Raw genomic sequence first — 22,660 nt, 5'->3', positions numbered from 1 at the left:
TGAGGCAGTTCTCCGCGTGCTCCGCGTCTCCGCGTGAGCACTACCGAGCCACCGTGCCCTTGCCATGCGACTCTACCTCTCGCTCCTGCTCGCCGTTGCCCCGTTAGGCGCGCAGCCGAAGAAGCCGAACACCGTCATCCCCGACACGGCCACGCAGCGGATCAACGCCGAGGAGCGGCGCACCGATCCGAAGTACGCGCCCGACCGGCACGAGGGCGACGGCCCGTACGCGCGGCTCGTCATCCGCGGCGCGACGCTCATCGACGGCACCGGCGGGCCGCCGCGCGGCCCGGTCGACATCGTCGTCGAGAACGACCGCATCGCCGAGGTGCGCGACGTCGGCGTGCCGCGCGTGCGCGTGGACTCGGCGCGCCGGCCGCGCGGCGGCGCGCGCGAGATCGACGCCACGGGCATGTACGTCATGCCCGGCATCGTCGACCTGCACGTGCACCAGGGCACGCCGCAGAAGGCGCCGGAGTCCGAGTACTACAACAAGCTCTGGCTCGGCCACGGCATCACCACCGTGCGCGGCGTGCCGTTCTCGAGCTTCGAGTACGGCGTGCACGAGAAGCAGCGCAGCGCGGCGAACGCGATCGCCGCACCGCGCTACGTCGTCTACCAGCGCCCCGGCACCGGCTGGGGACGCGGCCCGGTGAAGACGCCGGACGAGGCGCGCGAGTGGGTGCGCTGGATCGCGAGCCACGGCGCCGACGGCCTGAAGTTGGGCGCCGAGCGTCCCGACCTCATGGCGGCGCTGCTCGACGAGGCGAGGAAGCTCGGACTCGGCTCCGTCGCGCACCTGCAGCAGACCGGCGTCGCGCAGATGAACGCCGACGAGGCGACGCGGCTCGGCCTGGGCACCGTCACGCACTTCTACGGGCTGTTCGAGAGCATGTACGACAGCGCGACGGTGCAGCCGTGGCCGGTGACGATGAACTACAACGACGAGCAGGACCGCTTCGGGCAGGTGGCGCGGCAGTGGCAGCTCGTGACGCCGCGCTCGGAGAAGTGGAACGCGTTCCTGAAGCGGCTCAAGGAGCGCGACGTCACGCTCGATCCGACGTTCAGCATCTACCTCACCGGGCGCGACGTCATCCACCACATGTACGCGCCGTGGCACGACAAGTACACGCTGCCGTCGCTGTACGCGTACTACGCGCCGAGCCGCACGAACCACGGCTCGTACTGGTACGACTGGACGACCGCCGACGAGGTGGCGTGGCGCAACTTCTACCACGTGTGGATGGAGTTCGTGCACGACTACAAGAACATGGGCGGCCGCGTGACGACGGGCTCGGACGCGGGCTTCATCTACAGCACACCGGGCTTCGCGACGATCGAGGAGATGGAGCTGCTGCAGGAGGCCGGCTTCCACCCGCTGGAGGTGGTCCGCTCGGCGACGATGTACGGCGCCGAGACGCTCGCGAAGCCGAGCGGCAAGCCGATCGAGTTCGGCGTCGTGCGCCCGGGCATGCTCGCCGATCTCGCGATCGTCGATCAGAACCCGCTGCAGAACCTCAAGGTGCTCTACGGCATCGGCGCGCTGCGGCTGAACGACGCGACCGGGCAGCCGGAGCGCGTCGGCGGCGTGCGGTGGACGATCAAGGACGGCATCGTGTACGACGCGCGGCAGCTGCTCGCCGACGTCGCGCGCATGGTGGAGACGCAGAAGCAGCAGCGCGCGGCGAACCCGAAGGCGGCCGCGGCGCAGGACGCGCGGCGCGACGAGCCGTGGGAGCCGTAGCCGCGGCTCAGAGCGTGAGCCGCATCTGCTTCAGCCGCTGGCTGTGGTACGGGTCGAGCGCGTAGAGGTCGCGGATCGCCGGCGCGAGATAGTTCAGCGGCGACGCGCCGTCCTCGTACGCCTGCTCCTGATGCGCGAGCGCGCGGTCTCGCTCCCCGAGGCCGGCGTGGATGAACACGTAGCTCTGCGGCGGCACGTACGCGTCGCGCGACTGCGCGTCCAGCTCCGCGACGAGGCCTAACGCCTCGTCGCGCATGCCGAACTGCCCATAGCACCGGCCGAGCAGCCCGAGGTGATAGGGCGTGCGCCGGCTCAGCGTCGCGGCGCGCTCCAGGTCCGCCACCGCGCGCTCGCGGTCCGACGTCACGAGGTGGCAGAGGCCGCGGAGGTGCACGGCGAACACGTACGCCGGGTCCGCGCGCAGGCACGCGCTGCACAGCGCGAGCGCCTCCTCCGGTCGCCCGCCGATGTAGAGCGTCTGCGCGCGCGCCGTCGTGACGAGGCGCGACGACGGCGCGAGCGCGCTGCCTCGTTCGGCTTCCACGAGGGCGGCGTCGTCGCGATGCAGGAGCATCAGCAGCCACGCGTAGTACGCATGCGCGAGCGGGTTGGTGGGGTCGAGCGCGATCGCGCGCCGGAACGCCGACTCGGCCCCGTCCCAGTCCCACTCGCCGCCGAACTTCGCCATCGCCGCCTCGACGTGCGCCTCGGCCAGCGCGTCGTCGATCTCGATCGCGCGCTGCGCCGCGCGCGCCGCCACGCCGAACGCGAGCTTCGGCTTCATGAGGCAGTAGAGCCCCAGGAAGTTGTACGCGGTCGCCAGCGCCGCGTGGGCGAGCGCGAACCCGTCGTCGCGCTGCACGGCGTACTGGAAGTGCTCGATCGCGGGACGCCACCCGCCGGTGAGACACGACTGCCAGTAGTGCTGCCCGCGCCGGAAGGCGTGGTAGGCGCTCGGCTCGCGGCTGAAGCGGCGGAGCGCGCCGCGGCCGAGTGCCGGCGCGACGCCGGCGGCGATGGCGCGCGCGACGTCGTCCTGGAGGCCGAGGAGGTCTGCGGCGCGCCGCTCGATCTTCAGCGTGGGCAGCACCGATCGCTCGCGCGCCGCGTCCACCAGCGTGGCGGTCACCCGCACGCGCTCCGCGGTGCCCTGCACGGCGCCCTCGAGCACGAGGCCGACGCCGAGCGTCTCGCCGATCTCGCGCGCCGCGCGGCCGGCGAGCGCGCGCGTGGAGGTGGCGGGCGCGACGCGGGCGCCTAACGTGTCGAGCCGGCGGCGCAGCTCCTCGGCCAGCCCGTCGCGGAAGTGCGCCGTCGCCGCATCGGTCGGGCCGATGATCTCGAACGGGAGCACCGCCACCGACGGATCGGCCGGCGTCTCGCCGTTCGATGGCCGCGCCACGGGCGACGCGCGGCGCAGGCGATCGAGGTCGACACGCAGCGCCCGGGCCGACTCGTGCCGGTCTTCGGGACGCTTCGCGAGCAGCCGCTCGATCAACTGCGCGAGCGCTTCGGGGTGGTGCGGCGCGAGATCGCGGACCGGCACGGGCGCGTCGTGCTCGATGGCGCGCATCAGCGCGGTCAGCGGCGCCACGTCGAACGGCCGGGCGCCGGTCGCCATCTGGTAGAGCACCGCGCCGAGCGAGTACAGGTCGCAGCGGTGATCGACCGGCGCGTCCTCGACGAGACGCTCCGGCGCCATGTAGGCGACCGTGCCCGCCACGAGGCCGCTCGTCGTGAGCTCGTCGGTGGACGCGTCGCCGTCGAACGCGTCGGCGAACAGCTTGGCGACGCCGAAGTCGAGGAGCTTCACGAGTCCGGTGTCGGTGAGGAAGATGTTGCCCGGCGCGATGTCGCGGTGCACGATGTTCCGACCGTGCGCCGCGGCCAGCGCGTCGGCCGCCTGCACCGCCACGTCGAGCAGCTCGTCCAGGGACACCGGTCCGGCGGCGAGGCGCGCCTTGAGGCTCCGGCCGCGGAGGAGCTCCATGACGATGAACGACTCGCCTTCGCCTTCCCCCTCGTCGACGTCGAGGACCGTGCAGATGTTGGGGTGGTTGAGCGACGACGCCAGCCGCGCTTCGCGCTTGAAGCGCCTAACGGCCTCGGCGTCGCGCCACATGCTCGGCTTGAGGAACTTGATCGCGACCGAGCGGGGAAGCCGCGTGTCCTGCGCCTCGTAGACGACGCCCATGCCGCCGCTGCCGAGCGCGCGGACGATGTAGAAGTGGGACACTCGGCGGCCGATCACGCGATGCCCTCCGGCAAGGAAGGCGCGAATATGGCCCCGCTGCCCGACCGCAGCCACCGAGCCTGGGCCCGGGGGAGCACCCCCGTCTTAGTGCGTTCTTAGCGGGCCGCCCCCCTTGGGGCATCCCGCGCCGTCCCCTACACTGCGACCCATGGATACGCAGGCGGCGGTGCTCGTGGTCGACGACGAGCCGCAGATCCGGCGCGCGCTGCGCAACCTGTTCGGGGAGCGCGGCGACGTGGTGCTCGAGGCCGCGACGGGACGCGAGGCGCTCGACCTCGCGAACGCGCACGCGCCCGACCTCGTGGTGCTCGACATCGGGCTTCCCGACGTGTCCGGCGACGAGGTGTGTCGGGCGCTGCGCGCGCAGAGCGCGGTGCCGATCCTCGTGCTCTCCGCGCGCCACTCCGAGCAGGAGAAGGTGCGCCTGCTCGACGCCGGCGCCGACGACTACCTCACGAAGCCGTTCGGGCCGAGCGAGCTGCTGGCGCGGGCGCGGGCGCTCGCGCGGCGCAGCCGTCCGTCCGACGCGGCGGCCCCGGAGGCGGTGCGCTCGGGCGACATCACGATCGACTTCGCGCGCCGCACCGTGACGCGCGCCGGGGTGCTCGTGCACCTCACGCCGACCGAGTGGGAGCTGCTGCGCACGCTCGCCGCGCACGCCGGCCGCACGCTGACGCACCGCCAGCTGTTCGATGCGGTGTGGCGCCGCGACCACGGCAACGCGCAGCAGTATCTCCGCGTCCACGTCACGCACCTGCGCCGCAAGATCGAGGTGGACTCGTCGGAGCCGACCCTGATCGTCACCGAGCCGGGCGTCGGCTACCGCTTCGAGCCGCCGACGCGCGTCGCGTAGCGTCGCGATGCGGCTCGCCGGGCGCGGGCGGTGGGCGGTGTCGGTCGGCCTGATGGTGGCCGTCGTCGCCGCGCTCGTGCCGTACCGCGCGCGGCTGGAGCAGGCGCACGTGGTGCTCCCGCTGCTCATCGTCGTGCTGTTCGGCAGCGCGATGGGCGGACGCCCGCTCGGCTTCACGCTCGCGCTGCTCGGCTTCGCGGCGCTCGACTACTTCTTCCAGCCGCCGTTCGACACGCTCGTCGTGCACAAGACGCACGACTGGCTCGTGCTCGGCTCGTTCGTCACCGCAGCGGGGATCGCGACGCAGCTGCTCGCTCGCGCCCGCGCCGAAGCCGAGGCGGCGCGGCGGCGCACCGGGGAGGTGCAGCGGCTCGCGGACCTCGGCGCGGAGACGCTCGCCGCGGGCCCGGCCGAGGAGTCGCTGCGCGCGACGGCGGACGTCATCCGCCGCACGCTCGGGCTGCGTCGGTGCGACATCTTCGTCGCCGACGACGACGGCGCGGTGCGCTGGGCGACGGCCGCCGCGCGCGACGAGACCGCGCTGCCGAGCGACGCGTCCGCCGCCGACACCGCCCTGCAGATCCTGCGCGCCGAGGCGCCCGAAGCGTTAGGCACCGCGCCCGAAGGCGTGTGGGTCGAGCGTTTCCTTCCACTGCGCGCGCACCGGCGCACGGTGGGCGTGCTGCGGCTCGTCGACGACCGCGGCCTCGCGCTCGACGACGGCCAGCGCACGTTCCTCGTCGCGCTCACGCAGTACGCGGCGCTCGCCGCCGAGCGGGTGCGGCTCGTCGCGGACGCGGAGCACGCCGCCGGGCTGCGCGAGGCCGACCGGTTGAAGGACCTCGTGCTCGCGTCGGTGTCGCACGACCTGCGCACGCCGCTCACGACGATCAAGGCGCTCGCCCACGCTGCCGCGCAGCGCGGCGACGAGGACGCGGCGGCGATCGAGGAGCAGGCCGACCGCCTCACGCGCATGGTGGCCGACGTGCTCGACCTGTCGCGCGCGCGCGGTGGCGCGATCCCGCTCGCGCTCGAGATCAACGCGGCGGAGGATCTCGTCGGCGCCGCGATCCGGCAGACGCGCGCGCTGTTCGCCGGTCGGCGGCTCGATCGGTCGCTCGACGGCGACGTCGGCGCGCTCGTCGGCCGGTTCGACTTCGTGGCCGCGCTGCGCGTGCTGTGCAACCTGCTCGAGAACGCGACGAAGTACGCGCCCGCCGACGCGCCGGTGGAGCTGCACGTGCATCGCGACGGCGCGTGGCTGCTGTTCGACGTGTGCGACCGCGGGCCCGGCGTGCCGGACGGCGAGCGAACGCGTATCTTCGCGCCGTTCTACCGCGCTGCAGGCGCGGCGGCGGACGTCGGCGGCTCGGGGCTGGGGCTCGCGGTCGCGGTGGCGCTCGCCGAGGCGCAGGGAGGCGGGCTCACGCTCGCGCCGCGCGTCGGCGGGGGGAGCGTGTTCACGCTGCGGCTCCCGGCGGCGGACGTCGACGCGGCGAGCTTCGGGGACGCGGACTTCGCCGGTGCGGGAGAGCGCGCCTGACCAGACTGCCACCACGCGGTGCTTCGCCGCGTACCCCTCCACCATCCCGGAGGCCCACATGCCCACGTTGCCGCACGCCCTGCTTCTCCTCTCGGCAGCAGCGTTCATGACCTCTTCCGCCGCGGCGCAGGCCGGCGGAATCCCCGCGGGCACCTATCGGACGACGGTGACGAAGGCGGAGCTGAAGGGCCGGGTGCCGCCCGCAGAGGTCGACAGCGTGGCGGGTCCGTGGGTGGTGACGTTCGACGCCGCCGGACACATGACGGTTCAGTGGAAGGGTCGGCAGGTCGTCGTGGGCACGGCGCAGCCGAAACCGGGACACCGCGTCTACTTCGACGCGAAGGATACCGGGCCGTATGCGTGCCACATGCCCGCCACGTACCGCTACAGCGTGCGCGGGACGCGCCTGGTGCTCTCCAAGGTGAGCGACAAGTGCGCCGGCCGGGCTGCCGTGCTCACGGCGCACCCGCTCGCGCGAGGAAGCTGACGGACGACGTCCGAGGCTCAGATCAGCCGCGACGGACTACTCGGACTGCGTGACGCGGAAGCTCGCCACGATGGCGCGCAGCGTCGCCACGTCGGCGGCGACTCTCGTCGAGCCGCGCGCGCGCAACCACCGGGACGGTCCGATCGGCCACACCGCTTCGACGAACCAGACGTGCCCGACGTTCGGCGCCACGACTTCGGTGGTGAGGATCGCGGTGCCGGGCACGGGTCGGTCGGTCACGCACTCGCTCCAGGCGACCTGGCGCGTCGTGCTGTCCACCGACGTGCCGCGGTAACCGCCGGCGTCGATCGGATCGACTGCGACGAGGACGCCCAGGCCGCCCGCGCTGTCGGCATGCCACGTCCCGAACACCGGCCACGACGTGTACGGGGGCGAGAACCGCTCGGCTCCGGTAAGCGGCCTGACGACGGGATGCTGCCCCGGGAGGTTCGCGGTGACGGTCCCCGAGAGGTAGCGGCTGTACACGTCGAGCGAGACCGCGCGCCAGTCGGACGCCGGCGCCGCCGATGCACACGTCGGCGCGTCGACGGCCGGCGCGATCAGCGGGCCCGCGCGCCGCCACGACCTCGCACCACCGAAGTCCGGGAGCAGCACCCCCTGCAACGTGTCCATGATCGCGTTCCACCGCGCCGACGGCGATCGCTCGCGTGTGGTGTGCCGGTCGACGGGATCGAGGAAGCAGCCGCACGCGAGGATCGCGACGAGCGGCCACAGCGCGCCGTGACGCATTACGGCGCCACGCCCTCGACGCGCGCGCTGGCGAGCATCCCCCAGAGCACGGGAAGTTCCTCGATCCGTTGCGTGTGGCCGCTGAACGTCGCCCAACGGCCCGGCCCGACGGGCCACACGGCGGTCAGTACGTGCATCTGGCCGTGCGACTGCGGTCCGGCGAGCGGATTCCACCACGCCGCGCGATCCTTCCAGTCGATCGCGAACGCGACGGCCGCGCCGCCGTGCGTCGTCAACGCGCACTCGGCCACGGACAGCTGGCGGCTCTCCACCGGGAAGCGGTGCGGCATGTAGCCCCGTGAGATCCCGACGTCGAGCCAGGCCAGTGCAGTCACGTGTCCGGGTGCGGTGTACGACGTCGTGTCCTGGATGTAGACGTGGCTGCCCCACCACCGCCGGCGCAGCGTGTCGAGCGGCGGGTACGTGACCTCGGGCGGGAAGACGCGAACGCGCGACGGCACGCTCACGGCAAGCTCTCCGATGAACCACTGCGACGAGCCGTGCACGCTCGTGCGCACCCAGCCCGCGGCCGCCGGCACGGGATCGCACCGCCGGAGGGCGCGCGCCGGCAGGAAGACGCCCGTCGTGTCGGCGGCGGAATGGCCCGGCAGAATCGGGAACAGCCGGGTCGGCGTGGGAAGCGTGTCGCCTAACGCGAGGGCCGGCGACTGCGGGACGTCGTGCAGGCGGCGATCGTTAGGCTCGAGCACGCAGCCCGTGGCCACCGCGACCAGCGCGAGCGCGGCACGGTGCGCGGCGAGACGGCGATGCGGCATGACTCATCGACGAGCCGCCGGCCGCCGCCGTCACGCGCCGTCGCCGCGTCAGGTGCTCACGGGCGCCACGCGCGCGACCGCCACCTCGCGGCACCGGAAGTCCACGTCGCACCCCGGCGCGCAGGTGAGCGCGACGTGGACCATCGGCCGCCCGTCCTCGTCCACGCCGTCGGCGGCGAGCGCGTACGACGAGACGAGGTTCGACGAGCCGAAGTCGGCGAGCGAGAGATCCGACACGTCGGTGCACAGCAGCGTGACGCGGTGGTCGCGGCCGTTAGGCGTGCCGGCACCGGGGAGCTGCAGGTCGAGCTCCAGCTCCGGCACGTTGCCGCGGCCGAGCGACAGGCGCACCGCGCACAGGTCGGCTTCGCGCAGATCGAAGCGGCCCATCAGCGCGACGACGAGCGCGGCGTCGCGCACGAACGGGTCGGGTGTCGACACGATGCGGCGCTACTTGTGCACCGGCGTCTGCACGCCGAACGCGAACACCGTCTGCGAGCGGAACGTCTGCCCCGGCCGCAGGATCACGCTCGGGAAGTTCGGGTGGTTCGGCGAGTCCGGGAAGTGCTGCGTCTCGAGCACCACCGTCGATCGGAACGGGTACGAGCGGCCCGCCTTCCCGGCGATCTTGCCGTCGAGGAAGTTGCCCGTGTAGAACTGCATCCCCGGCTCCGTCGTGCTGACGTCGAGCGTGCGACCGGTCGTCGGCTCGTAGACGTGCGCGGCGTGCACGAGTCCCGTACGCCCGTTCCGGTCGAGCACCCAGTTGTGGTCGTAGCCGTTCCCGTAGCGGAGCTGCGTGTCCTTCTGGCCGATGCGCGCGCCCACCGCCGTCGGCGTGCGGAAGTCGAACGGCGTCCCTGCCACCGACGCGATCTGTCCCGTCGGGATCAGCGTCGAGTCCACCGGCGTGTACGCCGACGCGTCGATCGTGAGCACGTGCTGCAGCGCCGTCGGCAGCGGCGCGTGCGCCGGCGTGCTCGGCCCGGTGCCGGCGAGGTTCCAGTACGTGTGCTGCGACAGGTTCACCGGCGTCGCCTTGTCCGTCGTCGCCTCGTACTCCACCGACAGCTCGTCGCGCGCGTTCAGCGTGTAGCGCACCTGCACGTTCAGGTTGCCGGGATACCCTTCCTCGCCGTCCTTGCTGAGGTAGCGCAGCACCACCCCCGCCGCGCCCGCGCGCTGGAACGGCGCCGCCGTCCACAGCACCTTGTCGAAGCCGACGGTGCCGCCGTGCAGCGCGTTCGGCGCGTTGTTGATCGCCAGCGTGTACGTCTTGCCGTCGAGCGTGAAGTGCCCGCGCGCGATCCGGTTCGCGACGCGTCCCACGACGGCGCCGAAGTACGGCGTCTCGCGCAGGTAGCCGGCGAGCGAGTCGTAGCCGAGCGTGATGTCGTCCAGCTTGCCCGCGCGGTCGCGCGTGCGGACCGACGTGATGATCGCGCCGTAGTTCGTGATGCGCACCTCGGTGCCGCGCGCGTTCCTGAGCGTGAACAGCTCGACGGCGCGCCCGTCGGACAGTGCGCCGAACGGCGCGCGCGTGACGGTGACGGTCTGGGCTGTCGCGTTAGGCTGCACGCCGCCCTGGGCGAGCGCGACCGGCGCGGGCGCCGTCGCGAGCAGCAGCGCCGCGACGAGCCGGCGCGAGACGAGAGTCGGGGTCATGAGATCGGTGCACGGGTCACAGGCGAATGTGACGCGGTGCACGCGGCTGCGCTACTGGGAAGGCGCCGGTGAAGGCGGGCGATGCTGCGCTGGCGATACGGCGCGATGGGGCGCAAACAGCGTCTCACACCGCGGCACTGCGCCGTGCCGCGCCGTTCAGCGGTGTGGGCGCCGTTTGCGCCTCATCACGCCGTGCCATCCGCGCCGGACCGCCCGCGCTGTGATAGGCGCCGTGAGCACCATCACGCCGCGTTCCCTTTCACCCCTCGAATCCCGGGAACGTCCACGACGCGCACGCCTAACGCCGGCGCCTCCACCGCGCGCACGAGCGCGGCGACCATCTCGGCGCGCGTGACGAGCCCGAGCCGCGTCGCCCCGTCGCGCGTCGACGGGATCCGCCGCAGCACGGCGTAGACGGGGCGCAGCAGGTGCGGCCACCGGTGCCCCGGACCGAGGACGTACCACGGGCGCAGGATCGTCGCGTCGAGATCCCCGGCGGCGTGGGCGTCGCGGATCGCCGCCTCCACCGCCGCGCGCACGGCGACGTACGCACGCATCACCGGCGCCGGCTGCGCCACGCTCACGTAGACGAGGTGCCGCACCCCCGCCGCGCGTGCCGCGGCGATCGCCGCAAGCCCCGACGCGCGATCCACGCGCTCGAACTCGAGCGCCTTCGCCGGGCTCGGATGCGGCACGCCGACGAGGTGCACGAGCGTGTCCGCGGGCGCGACGCCCGACGCGTAGCTCGCCGGGTCGAGCGCGTCGCCGAGGACGTACGGCACGCCGCTCGGCAGGCGCCGCTCGGAGCCGGGCCGCACGAGGGCCCGCACCGTGTGACCGCGCGCCGCGAGCGCGCCGAGCAGCGCGCCGCCGAGGTAGCCCGTGGCGCCGGTGACGAAGACGTGGTGCCGGTGTCGCATGCCGGAGATACGCCGCGCCCCGGGGATCGGATTGCGGCGGGTGGCGCGCCTCCGGGACGCCGGGCAATATGCGGCGTGACCGACGACGACCGCCTCAGCCGCCTCGAGCAGTCCGTCGAGGAGCTCCGCCGCGAGATCGCCGCGCTGCGCGCCGAGCGCGAGAGACCACGCGATGCGCTACGCGATGCCCTGCGCGACGCGCCGCGCGAGCCGCCGATCACGCGGGCCGCCGCCCCGCCGCCGATCGCGCGCTACGCCCCTCGCCGCTCCGCCGGCGAGTGGCTCGCCGGGCAGATGGAGGGGCTCGGCCTCGGTACGCTGCCGCACGATCGCGCCGACGTCGAGGCGATCGTGGGACGATACGGCACCGTGGCGCTCGCGGCGCTGCTCATCCTCATGGGCGTCGGCGCGTTCCTCACGTGGGCGATCGCGAACTACACGATCGGGCCGGGGACGCGCGTCGCGTTAGGCGTGGTGCTCGCCGCGGCGCTCGGCGCGCTCGGCTGGCGCGTGCGGCGCGGCGACGCGCACGAGGGACGCCGCTACGGCGACGTGCTGCTCGCGCTCGCGCTGGCCGTGGTGCACGTCGACGCGTGGGGCGCGGGACCGTACCTCGGCCTCCTGTCGCCGGGGCCCGCGCTGGCGATCGCGGCGATCGCGTCGGCGGGGCTGGCGCTGCTCGCGTGGCACGAGCGCGACCAGCCGCTGTTCGTCGTCGGCGTCGGCGGCGCGCTCGTCGCGCCGTACGTCACGAGCGCCGGACCGGGGCACCCGTACGTCCTGCCGCTCTACGGATGGGTCGTGCTGACGAGCGGCGCGCTGGCGCTGCCGCGCGAGCGACGGTGGGCGTTCGCCACGCGACTGTTAGGCATCGGCGCCGCGGCGTACACCGCGGCGATGCTCGCGCCGGCGACCGCCGGCCTCGCGCTCGCGCCACCGCGGGGCGAGGTGCCCGTGCTGTTCGCGCTCGCCACCGCGGCGGCGGCGCTCGTCGTCGGGGGACCGGTCGCGGCACCGTGGCTCGCGCTCGCCCACGTCACGACGACGGCGGGCGGCGTGATCGCGCTCGCGCTCGACGCGAGCAGCGGTGCGCCCCGCCTGCCGCTGCTCGCCGCGGTGGGCGACGCACTCGGCTACGCGGCGCTCTGGCGCGCGGTGCGCGAGGCGCGGCGCGCGGCACCGACGGACCCGCGTACCGACATCCGCACCTCGACCACGGCGCTGCTCCTGCCGCTCGCGCTGCTGCTCGGGGCGCTCGTCGCGCTCCCCGACGCGGTCTCGGATGCCGGCGCGGCGGTCGGCGCGGCGTGGGCGGCACTCGCGATCGTGGCGGCGCTCCTCGGCGCGCGCACGGTGCCTAACGGCGACGACCCGCTGCTCGGCGCGCACGCGGCGGTCGCCGGCTTCGCGAGCGCGCTCGTCCCGGCGCTGCTCCTGCGCGATCGGGGCGTCGCGCGCGTCGCGGGGCTCGCCGCCCACGGGGCGCTGTGCGCGGCGGTGTTCGCGCGCGTGCGGCGGCGCGTGGCGGTCCTCCCGTCGCTCACGAGCCTCGCCGCGGCGGCGGGCGGCGCGTACCTGCTGCTCTGGGAGCGGCCGGCGTTCGCGTACACGCCGTTCCTCACCAGCGCGTCGCTCGCCGCGGCCACGGTCGTCGCGGGGTGCATCGCGCTCGCGTGGCTCGCCTGGCGCACGCCGGTGCTCACGCTCGGCGAGCGGGGCGCGCTCGCCGCGCTCGCCGCGATGGTCGCGCTGCTGTGGGGACGCGAGGAGCTCGCGCGCGCGCCGTGTCGCACGACGTCGCGACGTTCCTGCTCGTCGGCTACTTCGCGGCGGCGGGGATCGTCGCGATCCTCGCCGGCCGCGTGCGCCGCATCCCGGCGGCGCGCCAGGCCGGGCTCGCGCTCGCGCTGTACGCCGCGCTGAAGGCGATCGTGCAGGCGTCGACGCTCGATCCGGTGGGGCTGCGCGTGGGGAGCTACCTGCTCGTCGGCGGCTTTCTGTTAGGCGTCGGGTGGTGGTACCGCGCGGCCGGGGCGCGCGCCGAGGCCTGACGCCCGGTCGAACGACCCATGCCGGGGGTCGCCGGGTCCCGTTAGTCTCGCGGCGCGGTGACTACCGCCCACGACCTCACGCCCACGAGACTCCCGCGCCATGCGCCGATCATTCGCCGTCACCCTGACGCTCGCGACGCTCCTCGCCGCCTGCGCCGTCGAAGAGACCACCGAGCCCGGCACGCCGTCCACGCCGTCCACGCCGTCGACACCGTCCACACCATCCACACCGTCCAGCGGCGCGGCACCGCACACGGTGACCGGCCTCGTCCTCGACACGAAGGGCCGCCCGATGGCCGGCGCGAAGATCTGGATCCGACCCGCGCTCACCACGGGGCTCGTGCAGACCCGCACCGGCGCCGACGGCCGCTACACGGCGACGGGGCTCATCGACGTGCCGTACTACGCGCAGGCGTGGACGGAGGTCACGTATGCGAACCAGCAGTACTGCCTGCGCCTCGCGATGCCGAGCGCCGGCGACTACGACGCGTTCACCCCGACCGCAGGCGCGGTGCGCAACTTCCGCTGGCAGCTCACGGGACGCATCCCGGACCTCGGCAACGCCTACTTCGGCGGCGAGATCCGTCTGCTCGGCGACGGCACGCTGAAGCAGAGCGACACGGTGGAGGTCACGCTCACGCCCACCGCGCCGCTCGTCGACGGCAGCGCGGCGCAGACCATCACGCGCCGCGTCGGCGCGTACGACTTCCTGTACGACGTGCCCGTGGGTCAGTACACGGCGTCGGTCGTCGCCATCGGCCGCAACGGTGCGCGCTCGCCGCTGAAGGTGGGGCCCAACATCTCGCCGACCGGCACGAGCATGCCGCTCGCGTTCTCGCCTTCGGGATGCGGCAACGACAACGGCACGTCGCGCGCGTTCATCTTCTGGGGGAGCTGACTGCGAGAGGACGGGCGAGGGCGCTCTTCGAGTCGAACCGCAGAGGGCCGCAGAGCCTTTCTTTTGAACCACAGAGGACACAGAGGACACGGAGGAAACCCAAGTCTCTTGAAGGGTTCTCCTCTGTGTCCTCCGTGTCCTCTGTGGTTCAAGAAAAGAGGCAGTCCTCTGCGGCCCTCTGCGGCCCTCTGCGGTTCAATGTCGTTCCCGCCGCGCCCCTCCCCTCCGGTGCGGCGGCGTGACGAGCCGCTCCACGGCGCCTAACGCCGCGTCCACCAGGAGGGCGAGCGCCGCGGCCGGGAGCGCCCCGGAGAGCACGAGCCGCGTGTCGGCGAGCGCGAGCCCGGTCACGATCGGCTCGCCGAGCCCACCCGCGCCGATGAACGCGGCGAGCGTCGCGGCACCGACCGTGATTACCGCCGCGGTGCGCACGCCGGCCATGATCACCGGCGCGGCGAGCGGCAGCCGCACGAGCAGCAGCCGCTGCGCCGCCGTCGCGCCGAGCGCTTCGGCCGCCTCGACCGCCGCGGGGTCGGCGTCGCGCACGCCGGTGTACGTGCCGCGCGCGATCGGATAGAGCGCGTAGAGCCACAGCGCGACGAGCGCCGGGAGCACGCCGACGCCGAGCAGCGGCAGCATGAACGCGAGCAGCGCGATGCTCGGCACGGTCTCCAGCACGCCGAGCGCGCCTAACGTCGGCCCGGCGGCGCCGCGCGCGCGCTCGAGCGCGAGGCCGAGCGGCACCGCGACGATGGCCGCGAGCCCGAGCGCCGCCCCGACGAGCGCGAGGTGCCGCGCCGTGAGCGACGCGATCGTCGCGCGCCGTCCCCACAGGTACGCGCCGAGCGACGTCGTGCGCGTCGCGCTCCGCGCCGCACCCGCCGGCCGCGCGCCACGTCCGAGCCCGATGTCGCGCAACGCGTCCGCCGCCACGCGCGCCACGTCCTCGCCGTCCACTTCCACGCGGCGATTCAGCGCGCGCATGCGCGGCTCGTCGAGCCGGCCCGCGAGCAGCGACAGCGTGGCGACGACGTCGGCACGCGACGCGGCGCGCGGGCCGAGCACCGGCGCCGCCTCGTACGGCGGGAAGAAGCGGCGGTCGTCGTCGAGCGCGACGAGGTCGTACTTCGCGAGCAGCCCGTCGGTGGAGTAGCCGTCGATGACGTCGACCGCGCGCGCCGCGAGCGCCTGGTACTTCACCGCTGGCGCGAGCGGCCGCACCTCGGCGAAGCGCAGGCCATACGCGCGCGCGAGCCCGGGAAGCCCGTCGGGTCGACCGATGAAGTCCGCGGTCAGGCCGGCGCGGAGCCGCGGCGCCGCGCGCGCGAGGTCGTCCAACGTACGCAGCGCGAGGCTGTCCGCCGTCGCGCGCCGCACCGCGACCGCGTACGTGTTCTGGAACCCGAGCGGCGCGAGCCACCGCACCCCGAACCGCTCGGTCGACGCGCGCGCGACGTACGCGTACACCGCGCGCGGGTCGCGCGCCGCGGCCGGCGGCAGCGAGTCGTGCAGCACGGCGAGCAGCCCCGTGCCGGTGTACTCCGGGTAGACGTCGATCGCGTCGCGCCGCAGCGCACCGAACGCCACCTCCGTCGCGCCGAGCCCGGGGCGGCGCACGACGGCGATGCCGTGCGACTCGAGCAGCTGCGCGAACATCTCGCACAGCAGGTACGACTCGCCGAACGGCTTCGATGCGACGACGACCGGCTGGGCGGATAACGACATCGAACCGCAGAGGACGCAGAGGACGCAGAGGAAACCAGCCAGGAATGGTTCTCCTCTGCGTCCTCTGCGTCCTCTGCGGTTCAAACGAAGAGCGCTCATCGCCGCAGCGCCCCCGTCGCCTCGACGGCCTTCGCGACGAGCGCGGCGACGTACGCGGTGGCCGGCGACGCGGCGAGGCCGGCGAACGGCGCGCACTGTTCCACGCGCCCCGCACGCATCACGGCGACCGTGTCGGCGAGCCGCGCCGCCTCCGCGAGGTCGTGCGTCACGAGCAGCGTCGTCACGCCCGTCGCCGCGCGCACGTCGGCGAACGCGCTCTGCAGGTCGGCGCGCGTGATGGCGTCGAGTGCGCCGAACGGCTCGTCGAGCAGGATCACGCCGGGACGCGCGGCGAGCGCGCGGGCGAGCGCGACACGCTGGCGCTGGCCGCCCGACAGCTCGTGCGGGAAGCGCCGCCCGTACCGTTCGGCCGGCAGCCCGACGAGCGCGAGCGCGTCCGAGGCCAGCGCGGTCGCGTTAGGCATCCGCCGCAGCGACGGCACGAGCGCGACGTTTCGGAGCACGCGCCAGTGCGGCAGCAGCCCGCCGTCCTGCGGCACGTAGCCCACGCTGCGCCGCAGCGCCACGGCGCTCGCCGCGCGCACGTCCGCGCCGCCCACCGACACGGCACCATGCTCCGGCTCGACCATGCGATTGAAGCAGCGGAGCAGCGTCGTCTTCCCCGAGCCGCTCTCGCCGACGAGCGCGCACGTCGCGCCGCCCGCCACGTCGAGGCTCACGCCATCGAGCGCGCGCTCCACGCCGTAGCGGTGCACGACGTCGCGCGCGGCGAGCGCGGGAGGTGGGACGGACGCGGACACGCGCACAGTGTACGCGCCGTCGTCGCGCACCGCGAGCGCCGCGGCGTGCGTTAGACTCCGGCATGTCCCGCTTCCTCGCCGTCGTCGCGCTCTGGCTGCTCGCGTGCTGGAGCGTCGTCGGCGCCCTGCTGGCGTCCGCGCTCCCGGGCGGATGGGCCGCGATCGCGGCACTCGCCGTGCTCACCACGGTGCCGCTCCCGATCATGCTGCGCGGACGGCGGGCGGGGCGCGTGCCCGGTGCGGCGGCGCGGGTGTGGCTGCTCCGGCCATTCGTCTACGCGCAGCTCCTGCTCCCGCTCCTCGCGGCCGGCGGGATGCTCGGCGCGTTAGGCGGGGTGCCGTTCGGGCGCGCGGGCGACGCGGGGCGCGCGACGATGGCGGTCGTCACGGCGCTCTTCGCGCTCCTCGCGCTGCTCGGCTACCTCGGCTCGCGCCGGCTCGTGCGCACCGACGTCGTCGTATCGTGGCCCGATCTGACGCCGGCGCTCGACGGTCTCCGCATCGTGCAGATCTCCGACACCCACGTCGGGCCGCAGACGCCGCGTCGCTATCTCGCGCGCATCGCGCGGCTCGCGGCCGAAGCGCGGGCCGACCTGGCCGTCGTCACCGGCGATCTCGTCGACGACCACGCGCCCGACGTGACGCACTACGACGCGGGCCTCGGCCGCATCGCCGCGCCGCTCGGCGTGTACGCCGTCGCCGGCAATCACGACGTGTACGCGGGATGGCCCGCGGTGCGCGAGCGCCTTCGCGCGCTGCCGCTCACCGTGCTCGTGAACGAGTGGCGCTGGATCGAGCACCGCGGCACGCGGTTCGTGCTGTTGGGCACCGGCGACCCCGCCGGTGGGCGCGGCGGCACGGACGCCGGCGGCCCGGACCTGGACGCCGCGTTCGCTGGCCTGCCCGCCGACGCGTTCGTGATCGCGCTCGCGCACAACCCCGCGCTGTGGCCGGCGCTCGCGAAGCGTGGCGTGGGACTCACGCTGAGCGGACACACCCACTGGGGCCAGCTCGCGATCCCGGGGCTCGGCTGGAGCCTCGCGTCGCCGTTCAACGCGCACGCGATGGGCGGCTACGTCGAGGGGGAGTCGGTGCTGTACGTGCACCCGGGGTCCAACTACTGGGGGATCCCGTTCCGGTTAGGCACCCCGCCGGAGGTGGCGGTGATCGAGCTGCGGCGCGCGCCAGCCGCGTGACGCCGCCGGCGCGACGGTCAGCGACGGTAAGCGACGAGGTCGCGGATCAGCGACAGCGACGGGACAGGTAGGCGTTCGTGGGGATGTCGGCGGTGATCAGCCGCACGATCCGCGTTAGGCACGTCGCCCGACCACGACCACGCCGAGCGACCCGCCGGCCGGGGGCGCGACGTCGCGGCGTGGGCGCACTCGCCCGCGCGCGGGGTCGCGTTCGGGATCGCGCGCGGCGTCGCTGTCGCGTTCCCGCCCCGCGTCCTGCTCGCCGTCTCCGGCGGGGATCTGCGCGACCTCGAACGCGACGAAGTGGCCGGGCGCGACGGGGCGGGCGAGCTGTCCCTGGAGCGTGAGCGCCAGCCGGCGGCGCGGCTTCAGCGTGACCGGCAGCTCGAACACGGTGTCGCCGCGCTCCACGCGCCGCCGGGGGATGTCCAGCAGCGACGCGAGCGTCGGGCGGATCGCGAGCGCGACGCCGTCCGCCGGCAGCGGCACGGCGCCGACCTGGCGCGCGAGGAACTCCAGCGCGCGGCCACGCACCGGTTGCGCGCGTACCGTGTACGCGGCCTGGCGACGCGTCGCGTTGCCGACGTTGAACGAGAGGTGGAACTTGCCGCCCGCCGTCGGCGTGACGACGTGCAGGTTGCGCTGCGCCCAGTGCCGATCCCCGAGCGGGTTCGGCGGCGACACGGGCGTGGTGTCCGCTACGGTCGTCGCGCGCGCGCGAGCAGACAGACGTGCTGCCCGTACTTCGCGTCGATCGTGATCTGCACCGTGCTGGTCAGCGGCGGCAGCGCGCCGGTGCCGTCCCGCGACAGCGCGCCGACTGCCTGCGCCATCGGCGGAGTCATCGTGACCAACCCGAAGGTGGGCGTCGGCGCCGCCCACCAGAGGTCGATGACGACGACGTCGAGCACCGAGCCGCGGCCGTAGTCGCGGACGTCGACGGAGATCGTCGTCGGCACGTCGGGCGTGAACACGTCGGCCGGACCGCCGCCGCCGACCCGGATCGACTCGCACGCCCACGACGCGACGCTCGAGTTCGCGGACGGCCCGGGCGTCGGCGACGGCGGGAGCGGCCGCTGGTCCGCCCGTCCCTGATCGGCGCTCGCGCCGACGCCGCCCCAGTACGGGATCACGATCCACGGGGTCTGTGGGAAGTCCGGCTGGTTCGGATCGCCCGGGTGAGCCATGGCGGCTCCGGCACTGGAGTGGAATGGGTGCGCCGCGCGGCGTCGGAGCGCTCAGAGGGCGGCGTAGGGAAGCGTCTCGACCTGCAGCGGGTCGTCGTCGATCGACGTGCCGGCGTGGACCTGCCAGCACGGGGCGTGCGCCCGCCGGTCGGCGTCGAGGTCGAAGTTCTCGGAGTCGAGCACGCCGCGGGCGATCTGCAGCCACACGCGCACCGCCACCTCGGGCGCGCCGGTCGCCGGCGAGTAGACCGCGGCGCCGTCGACGAAGATCGCCGGCGAGGCACCGACGGGATACGGTGACGGCGGTGCGGTCGTCGGGTGCTCCACCGCGCCGCCGGGCGGCTTCACGTAGCCTTCGTTCGCCGCGACCTCGTCGCGCATCGGGAACGTCGGCTGCGGCGGCAGCGCCGTGAACTGCGTGAACAGCACGGTGCCTAACATCGGGTCGTCGGGGTAGACGAGCCCCTTGTGCACCAGGAAGTCCAGCGCGCCGCTGAGCGCCTGCCAGGCGATCGTCTGGTACTGGAAGAGCTGCATCACGAGCATCGTGCCGTTAGGCGACGCGGCGAGCGCGACGAGCTGCGCCTGCGACGCGGTGGGGTCGGGCTCCGGATCCGGATTCCCGCCGTCCTCGCCGAGCGCGTCCTCGAGATCCTTGATCGGGTCGCACTTCTGATTCTGCACCCAGTGGACGATGCAGTCGATCAGGAGCACGACCCCGAGCACGAGGATCCCGATCACGATCGTGCAGGCGTCGCTCTTCTTGCTCTTGTCGTCGGCGCCGGGCGGCGAGCCGGGCGCCGGGTCGGGCCCGGTCGGCGGCGGCGGTCCCGGGTCGCCCGGCGGCGGATCCTCGACCACGTCGATCGGCCCGGCGACCGCGTCGAGCGGCGCCAACGCTCCCATGAGCACCGTCGGCGGCGGCGCCGGCAGCGGCGGGCGCACGAACACCGACAGCAGCTCGAGGTGCTGGCGCAGACGCTGGAGACCGAGCGCGACGTCGGCCGGCGGCATGCCGGGGTAGGCATCGGCCAGCGCGGCGCTCAGCTGCCCGTCGACGTCGGGTGGAAGGCCGGGCGCGCCGCCGACGGCGCCGGCGTGTCCCACCATCTCGGCCAGCTTGCGCAGCGACGGCAGCGGCCGGTTCGCGCGCAGCCACGCGCCGACGGTGTTGCGCGCGAGGCGGTCGCGCCGCGGGTGCGTGCGCCGCGGTCCGCCGACGGCGTGCACGAGATACGACGAGCCGGCGACGTTGCCGGCGTAGGAAGCGAGCGTGCCTAACGCGAACGCGCGCGCGCGCGGCGTCTTCGCGTGCTCGAACGCGGCCCGCACGAACGCCTCGGTGCGCCGCGCGAGGAAGCGATCGCCCCACGGCCAGGCGGCGATCGCCAGGTCCTGCTGTCGGGGGTGCGGCGTCGACAGGTACGGCAGCGGGATGATGTCGTCGCGGAGCGAGTCCACGTCCGCGCCGATCGCCGTGAGCGCCGTGCGCAGCGCGCCGAGCTGCGCCATCGCGGCGTTGAACGTCGCGACGGCCGTGAGCGCGGTAGGGTCGGCCAGCGCGGACTCCACGCCAGCGCGCACCGCGGTGATGGCCTCGTACACCTGCAGGCCGCGCGTCCACAGGTCGGCCGCGCGGCCGAGGAGCTGCAGCTCCACGCCATCCGTCCCCGCGTGCATCAGCAGGTGGTCGACGACCGCGCCGACGACGAGCGCCTCCGGGTAGCCCGCCGCGTCGGCGAGCAGCTCGTCACGGTCCGCGTCGACGGCGGGATCCGCTACGGCGGCGAGTGCGAGGCGTACGCGCGCCAGCACGGCCGTGTGACTCACGTAGTCGATCATGCGACCCTCCGAAGCGCTCGGTCGACTTGCGCTGCTCGGCGGCGACTCGGCCATCACTCACCCGGCCGGTCGGAAATGCAAGTGGCCCCGAGCCGCGGCCGGCTCAGCCCGCCGGGCGGGGACGCCGCCTAACGACGCCGCCGGCAGCCGCCTAACGCACGAGCGCGGCGAGCAGGTACACGAGGCTCGCCGAGCCGTCCATGATCGGCTCGTTCGTCGAGTAGTCGCCGATGTCGTCGTGGTAGACGACCGCGCCCGTGTTGAACCGCGCGTACTCGTCCGCGTCGTGCAACGCGATGCCGCGCAGGTTGCCGTAGATCGAGCGGTACACCGGCCCGTCGAGCAGCCCGCCGGTGAGCGCCTCCGGACCGAAGCGCGACGCGACCGCGGAGTGCGGGTCGCGCGCCCACCGGCCGCCGCGCGGATAGCCGATCACCATCGACGTGCCCCACGGGTTCGCGCCGAACAGCCAGTCGATCGCCGCCTGCTCCTCGACGCGGAATCGCGCGTCGCCCGTCATGCGCCGGTAGAGCAGCGCCTGCGTCGCGAACGCGAGCACGAGGTCGTTGGAGCACCAGATGAACGGCACGCCGACACGGAAGCCGTTCGACGCGCCGCGCCGCACGACGCGCTCGAGCCCCGCGCGATAGAACGCCGCCGCTCGCCCGCGCTCGCGCCGGCCGCCCGTGCGCCAGAGCGCGTGGTGTCCGGCGTTGAACCACGGGAACCACTGATAGTGGCGCGCGGTGTCGGCGCCCATCCACGGCGTGACCGGCTCCTGCACCGCGTAGGCGAGCGCCTCGCGCAGGTAGCGTCGCTCGCCGGTGAGCGCGTGCAGCTCGGCGGCGCCGAGCTCCATGTCGTCCGCCCAGCTGTCCTCCTCGTAGAAGTACGGCGCGCGTCCGGGCGCCGTCTGGCAGGCGCCGGGGTGCGCGCGGCCTAACGCGTACGCCGCCTCGGCTCGCCGCCGCAGCGTGTCGGCGAAGGCGGGCTCGGTGCGCGCGTACAGCCGCGCCGCGAGCGCGAACGCGGCCGCGTACTTGCCCGCGGTCGAGGCGTAGCCGGTCGCGCGGTTCTTGTACTGGAAGAGCCCCTGCGGCCGCCCCGTGCACGGGTACACCGGCCGCTCGCGCCCCTTCCCCCAGCCGTAGTCCGACGAGTCGTTCGTCGGCAGGTCGAAGTAGCTGTGATCGCGGTCGTCGGCGAGCTGGTTGTACATCTCGTCGCCGCCGGGATACATGCGCAGCAGCCACGCGAGCCCGTGCCGCGCCTCGTCCAGCGCATCGGGCACGCCGTTCGGCCCGGGAAGGCCGCGCGCGTCGAACGCGTCCGCCGTCGCGCGCGGGTGGTCGCGATACGCCGCGAGCAGCGCGTACGTCGCGGTCGCCGACGTGGTGACGTACTGCAGGTAGTCCGACGCGTCCGCCCACCCGCCGCTCACCGGCAGGAACTTCACTACCCGCCCCGAGTCGTCGATGACGTTGCCGTCGTGGCGATGCACGGAGTCGCGGAAGAACGGGTTGTAGCCGGAGCGCTGCTGCCGCAGGTAGTAGAGCGCCGTGTCCGCGCCCCCGGCCCACACGTCCGGCCCGACGCGCACCACCGGCGACCGCACGTTCCCCGCGACGATCACGTAGCGCCCCGCCGCGCGCACCGCCGAGAAGTCCAGCCGCTCCGTGGCGGCGCACGGGCCTAACGGGCCGGCCGTGGTCGACGCGCGCTCGCGCAGCACGATGCGTCCACCCTCGTCCTCCACGTGGAACCGGCCGAGCGTCGTGCCGTCGAGCGAGCAGACCACCGCGACCTTCGGCGCGTCGGGGAGGTAGCCCACCTGGTTGACGCGGACGAAGTGCGTCGAGTCGAGAACGGCGAGTAACAGAGAGAGCATCGTAGGGTTCCGCGCGCTGTC

At 74.1% G+C, this 22,660-nt stretch carries 20 protein-coding genes; 8 read left to right on the top strand and 12 right to left on the bottom strand.

The features are described from left to right. Positions 1-64: 64 nt before the first annotated feature. Positions 65-1,744, top strand: a complete 1,680-nt coding sequence (locus J421_RS24345; protein ID WP_025413725.1) for an amidohydrolase family protein — start codon at positions 65-67, stop codon at positions 1,742-1,744. A 7-nt stretch (positions 1,745-1,751) separates the two neighbouring features. On the opposite strand, the gene J421_RS24340 is transcribed toward J421_RS24345, so the two are convergent. Further along, positions 1,752-3,995: a protein kinase domain-containing protein gene (locus J421_RS24340; protein ID WP_025413724.1), complete on the bottom strand. Its 2,244-nt coding sequence runs from the start codon at positions 3,993-3,995 to the stop codon at positions 1,752-1,754. Between the two features lie 151 nt (positions 3,996-4,146). Here J421_RS24340 and J421_RS24335 point away from each other — a divergent pair, with 151 nt between their 5' ends. The 3 genes from J421_RS24335 (at position 4,147) to J421_RS24325 (ending at position 6,881) form a co-directional block, all read left to right on the top strand. Beyond that, the gene (locus J421_RS24335) at positions 4,147-4,851 is read left to right on the top strand and encodes a response regulator transcription factor (RefSeq protein ID WP_025413723.1); all 705 of its coding nucleotides are present in this window, start codon (positions 4,147-4,149) and stop codon (positions 4,849-4,851) included. Positions 4,852-4,858: 7 nt separating this feature from the next. Continuing rightward, positions 4,859-6,394, top strand: a complete 1,536-nt coding sequence (locus tag J421_RS24330; RefSeq protein ID WP_025413722.1) for a sensor histidine kinase — start codon at positions 4,859-4,861, stop codon at positions 6,392-6,394. A 106-nt stretch (positions 6,395-6,500) separates the two neighbouring features. Continuing rightward, positions 6,501-6,881: a hypothetical protein gene (locus J421_RS24325; RefSeq protein WP_148306515.1), complete on the top strand. Its 381-nt coding sequence runs from the start codon at positions 6,501-6,503 to the stop codon at positions 6,879-6,881. 36 nt (positions 6,882-6,917) lie between these two features. Here the strand turns inward: J421_RS24325 and J421_RS24320 are convergent, their stop codons facing one another. From J421_RS24320 to J421_RS24300, 5 genes are all read right to left on the bottom strand, one after another. Beyond that, entirely contained in the window at positions 6,918-7,631 is a 714-nt protein-coding gene (locus J421_RS24320; protein WP_025413720.1) for a hypothetical protein, read from the bottom strand. Continuing rightward, positions 7,631-8,407 (bottom strand): hypothetical protein, encoded by a 777-nt coding sequence (locus J421_RS24315; RefSeq protein ID WP_025413719.1) that lies wholly within the window; start codon positions 8,405-8,407, stop codon positions 7,631-7,633. The genes J421_RS24320 and J421_RS24315 overlap by 1 nt, the downstream gene beginning before the upstream one ends. Positions 8,408-8,455: 48 nt before the next feature. Further along, positions 8,456-8,848: a hypothetical protein gene (locus J421_RS24310; protein WP_025413718.1), complete on the bottom strand. Its 393-nt coding sequence runs from the start codon at positions 8,846-8,848 to the stop codon at positions 8,456-8,458. Between the two features lie 9 nt (positions 8,849-8,857). Further along, entirely contained in the window at positions 8,858-10,072 is a 1,215-nt protein-coding gene (locus J421_RS24305; protein ID WP_025413717.1) for an aldose epimerase family protein, read from the bottom strand. A 242-nt stretch (positions 10,073-10,314) separates the two neighbouring features. Further along, positions 10,315-10,992 carry an NAD-dependent epimerase/dehydratase family protein gene (locus J421_RS24300; RefSeq protein ID WP_025413716.1) on the bottom strand — a complete coding sequence of 226 codons (678 nt, stop codon included), beginning with the start codon at positions 10,990-10,992 and terminating at the stop codon, positions 10,315-10,317. Positions 10,993-11,067: 75 nt separating this feature from the next. Here J421_RS24300 and J421_RS24295 point away from each other — a divergent pair, with 75 nt between their 5' ends. The 3 genes from J421_RS24295 to J421_RS24285 all read left to right on the top strand — a co-directional run bounded on the left by J421_RS24295 (position 11,068) and on the right by J421_RS24285 (position 13,941). Then, positions 11,068-12,915, top strand: coding sequence for a DUF2339 domain-containing protein (locus J421_RS24295; protein WP_025413715.1), 1,848 nt, complete (start codon positions 11,068-11,070; stop codon positions 12,913-12,915). Continuing rightward, positions 12,855-13,043: a hypothetical protein gene (locus J421_RS33060; RefSeq protein ID WP_025413714.1), complete on the top strand. Its 189-nt coding sequence runs from the start codon at positions 12,855-12,857 to the stop codon at positions 13,041-13,043. The genes J421_RS24295 and J421_RS33060 overlap by 61 nt, the downstream gene beginning before the upstream one ends. A 100-nt stretch (positions 13,044-13,143) precedes the next feature. After that, complete coding sequence (locus J421_RS24285) at positions 13,144-13,941, top strand: carboxypeptidase-like regulatory domain-containing protein (protein ID WP_025413713.1); 798 nt, start codon at positions 13,144-13,146, stop codon at positions 13,939-13,941. A gap of 195 nt (positions 13,942-14,136) precedes the next feature. Here J421_RS24285 and J421_RS24280 read toward each other — a convergent pair whose 3' ends face one another. Continuing rightward, the gene (locus J421_RS24280; RefSeq protein WP_104023244.1) at positions 14,137-15,666 is read right to left on the bottom strand and encodes a glycine betaine ABC transporter substrate-binding protein; all 1,530 of its coding nucleotides are present in this window, start codon (positions 15,664-15,666) and stop codon (positions 14,137-14,139) included. Positions 15,667-15,761: 95 nt separating this feature from the next. Next, positions 15,762-16,526, bottom strand: a complete 765-nt coding sequence (locus J421_RS24275) for an ATP-binding cassette domain-containing protein (RefSeq protein ID WP_158508887.1) — start codon at positions 16,524-16,526, stop codon at positions 15,762-15,764. Between the two features lie 62 nt (positions 16,527-16,588). Between J421_RS24275 and J421_RS24270 the strand changes: the two genes are divergently transcribed. Beyond that, entirely contained in the window at positions 16,589-17,722 is a 1,134-nt protein-coding gene (locus tag J421_RS24270; protein WP_025413710.1) for a metallophosphoesterase, read from the top strand. 114 nt (positions 17,723-17,836) lie between these two features. Here the strand turns inward: J421_RS24270 and J421_RS24265 are convergent, their stop codons facing one another. From J421_RS24265 to J421_RS24250, 4 genes are all read right to left on the bottom strand, one after another. Beyond that, on the bottom strand, positions 17,837-18,406 hold the full coding sequence (locus J421_RS24265) for a hypothetical protein (RefSeq protein WP_025413709.1): 570 nt from the start codon (positions 18,404-18,406) through the stop codon (positions 17,837-17,839). 14 nt (positions 18,407-18,420) lie between these two features. Continuing rightward, positions 18,421-18,909, bottom strand: coding sequence for a hypothetical protein (locus J421_RS33055; protein WP_025413708.1), 489 nt, complete (start codon positions 18,907-18,909; stop codon positions 18,421-18,423). Between the two features lie 51 nt (positions 18,910-18,960). Beyond that, on the bottom strand, positions 18,961-20,751 hold the full coding sequence (locus tag J421_RS24255; RefSeq protein ID WP_025413707.1) for a hypothetical protein: 1,791 nt from the start codon (positions 20,749-20,751) through the stop codon (positions 18,961-18,963). Between the two features lie 151 nt (positions 20,752-20,902). Beyond that, a complete protein-coding gene (locus J421_RS24250) occupies positions 20,903-22,639 on the bottom strand; it encodes a glycoside hydrolase family 9 protein (protein ID WP_025413706.1) in 1,737 nt (578 codons plus the stop codon). Positions 22,640-22,660 lie beyond the last annotated feature (21 nt).

The organism is Gemmatirosa kalamazoonensis (genome assembly GCF_000522985.1).
Lineage (GTDB): Bacteria > Gemmatimonadota > Gemmatimonadetes > Gemmatimonadales > Gemmatimonadaceae > Gemmatirosa > Gemmatirosa kalamazoonensis.
Note: the sequence above shows the minus strand (reverse complement) of the source record. Positions and strands in the feature narration are given on the sequence as shown.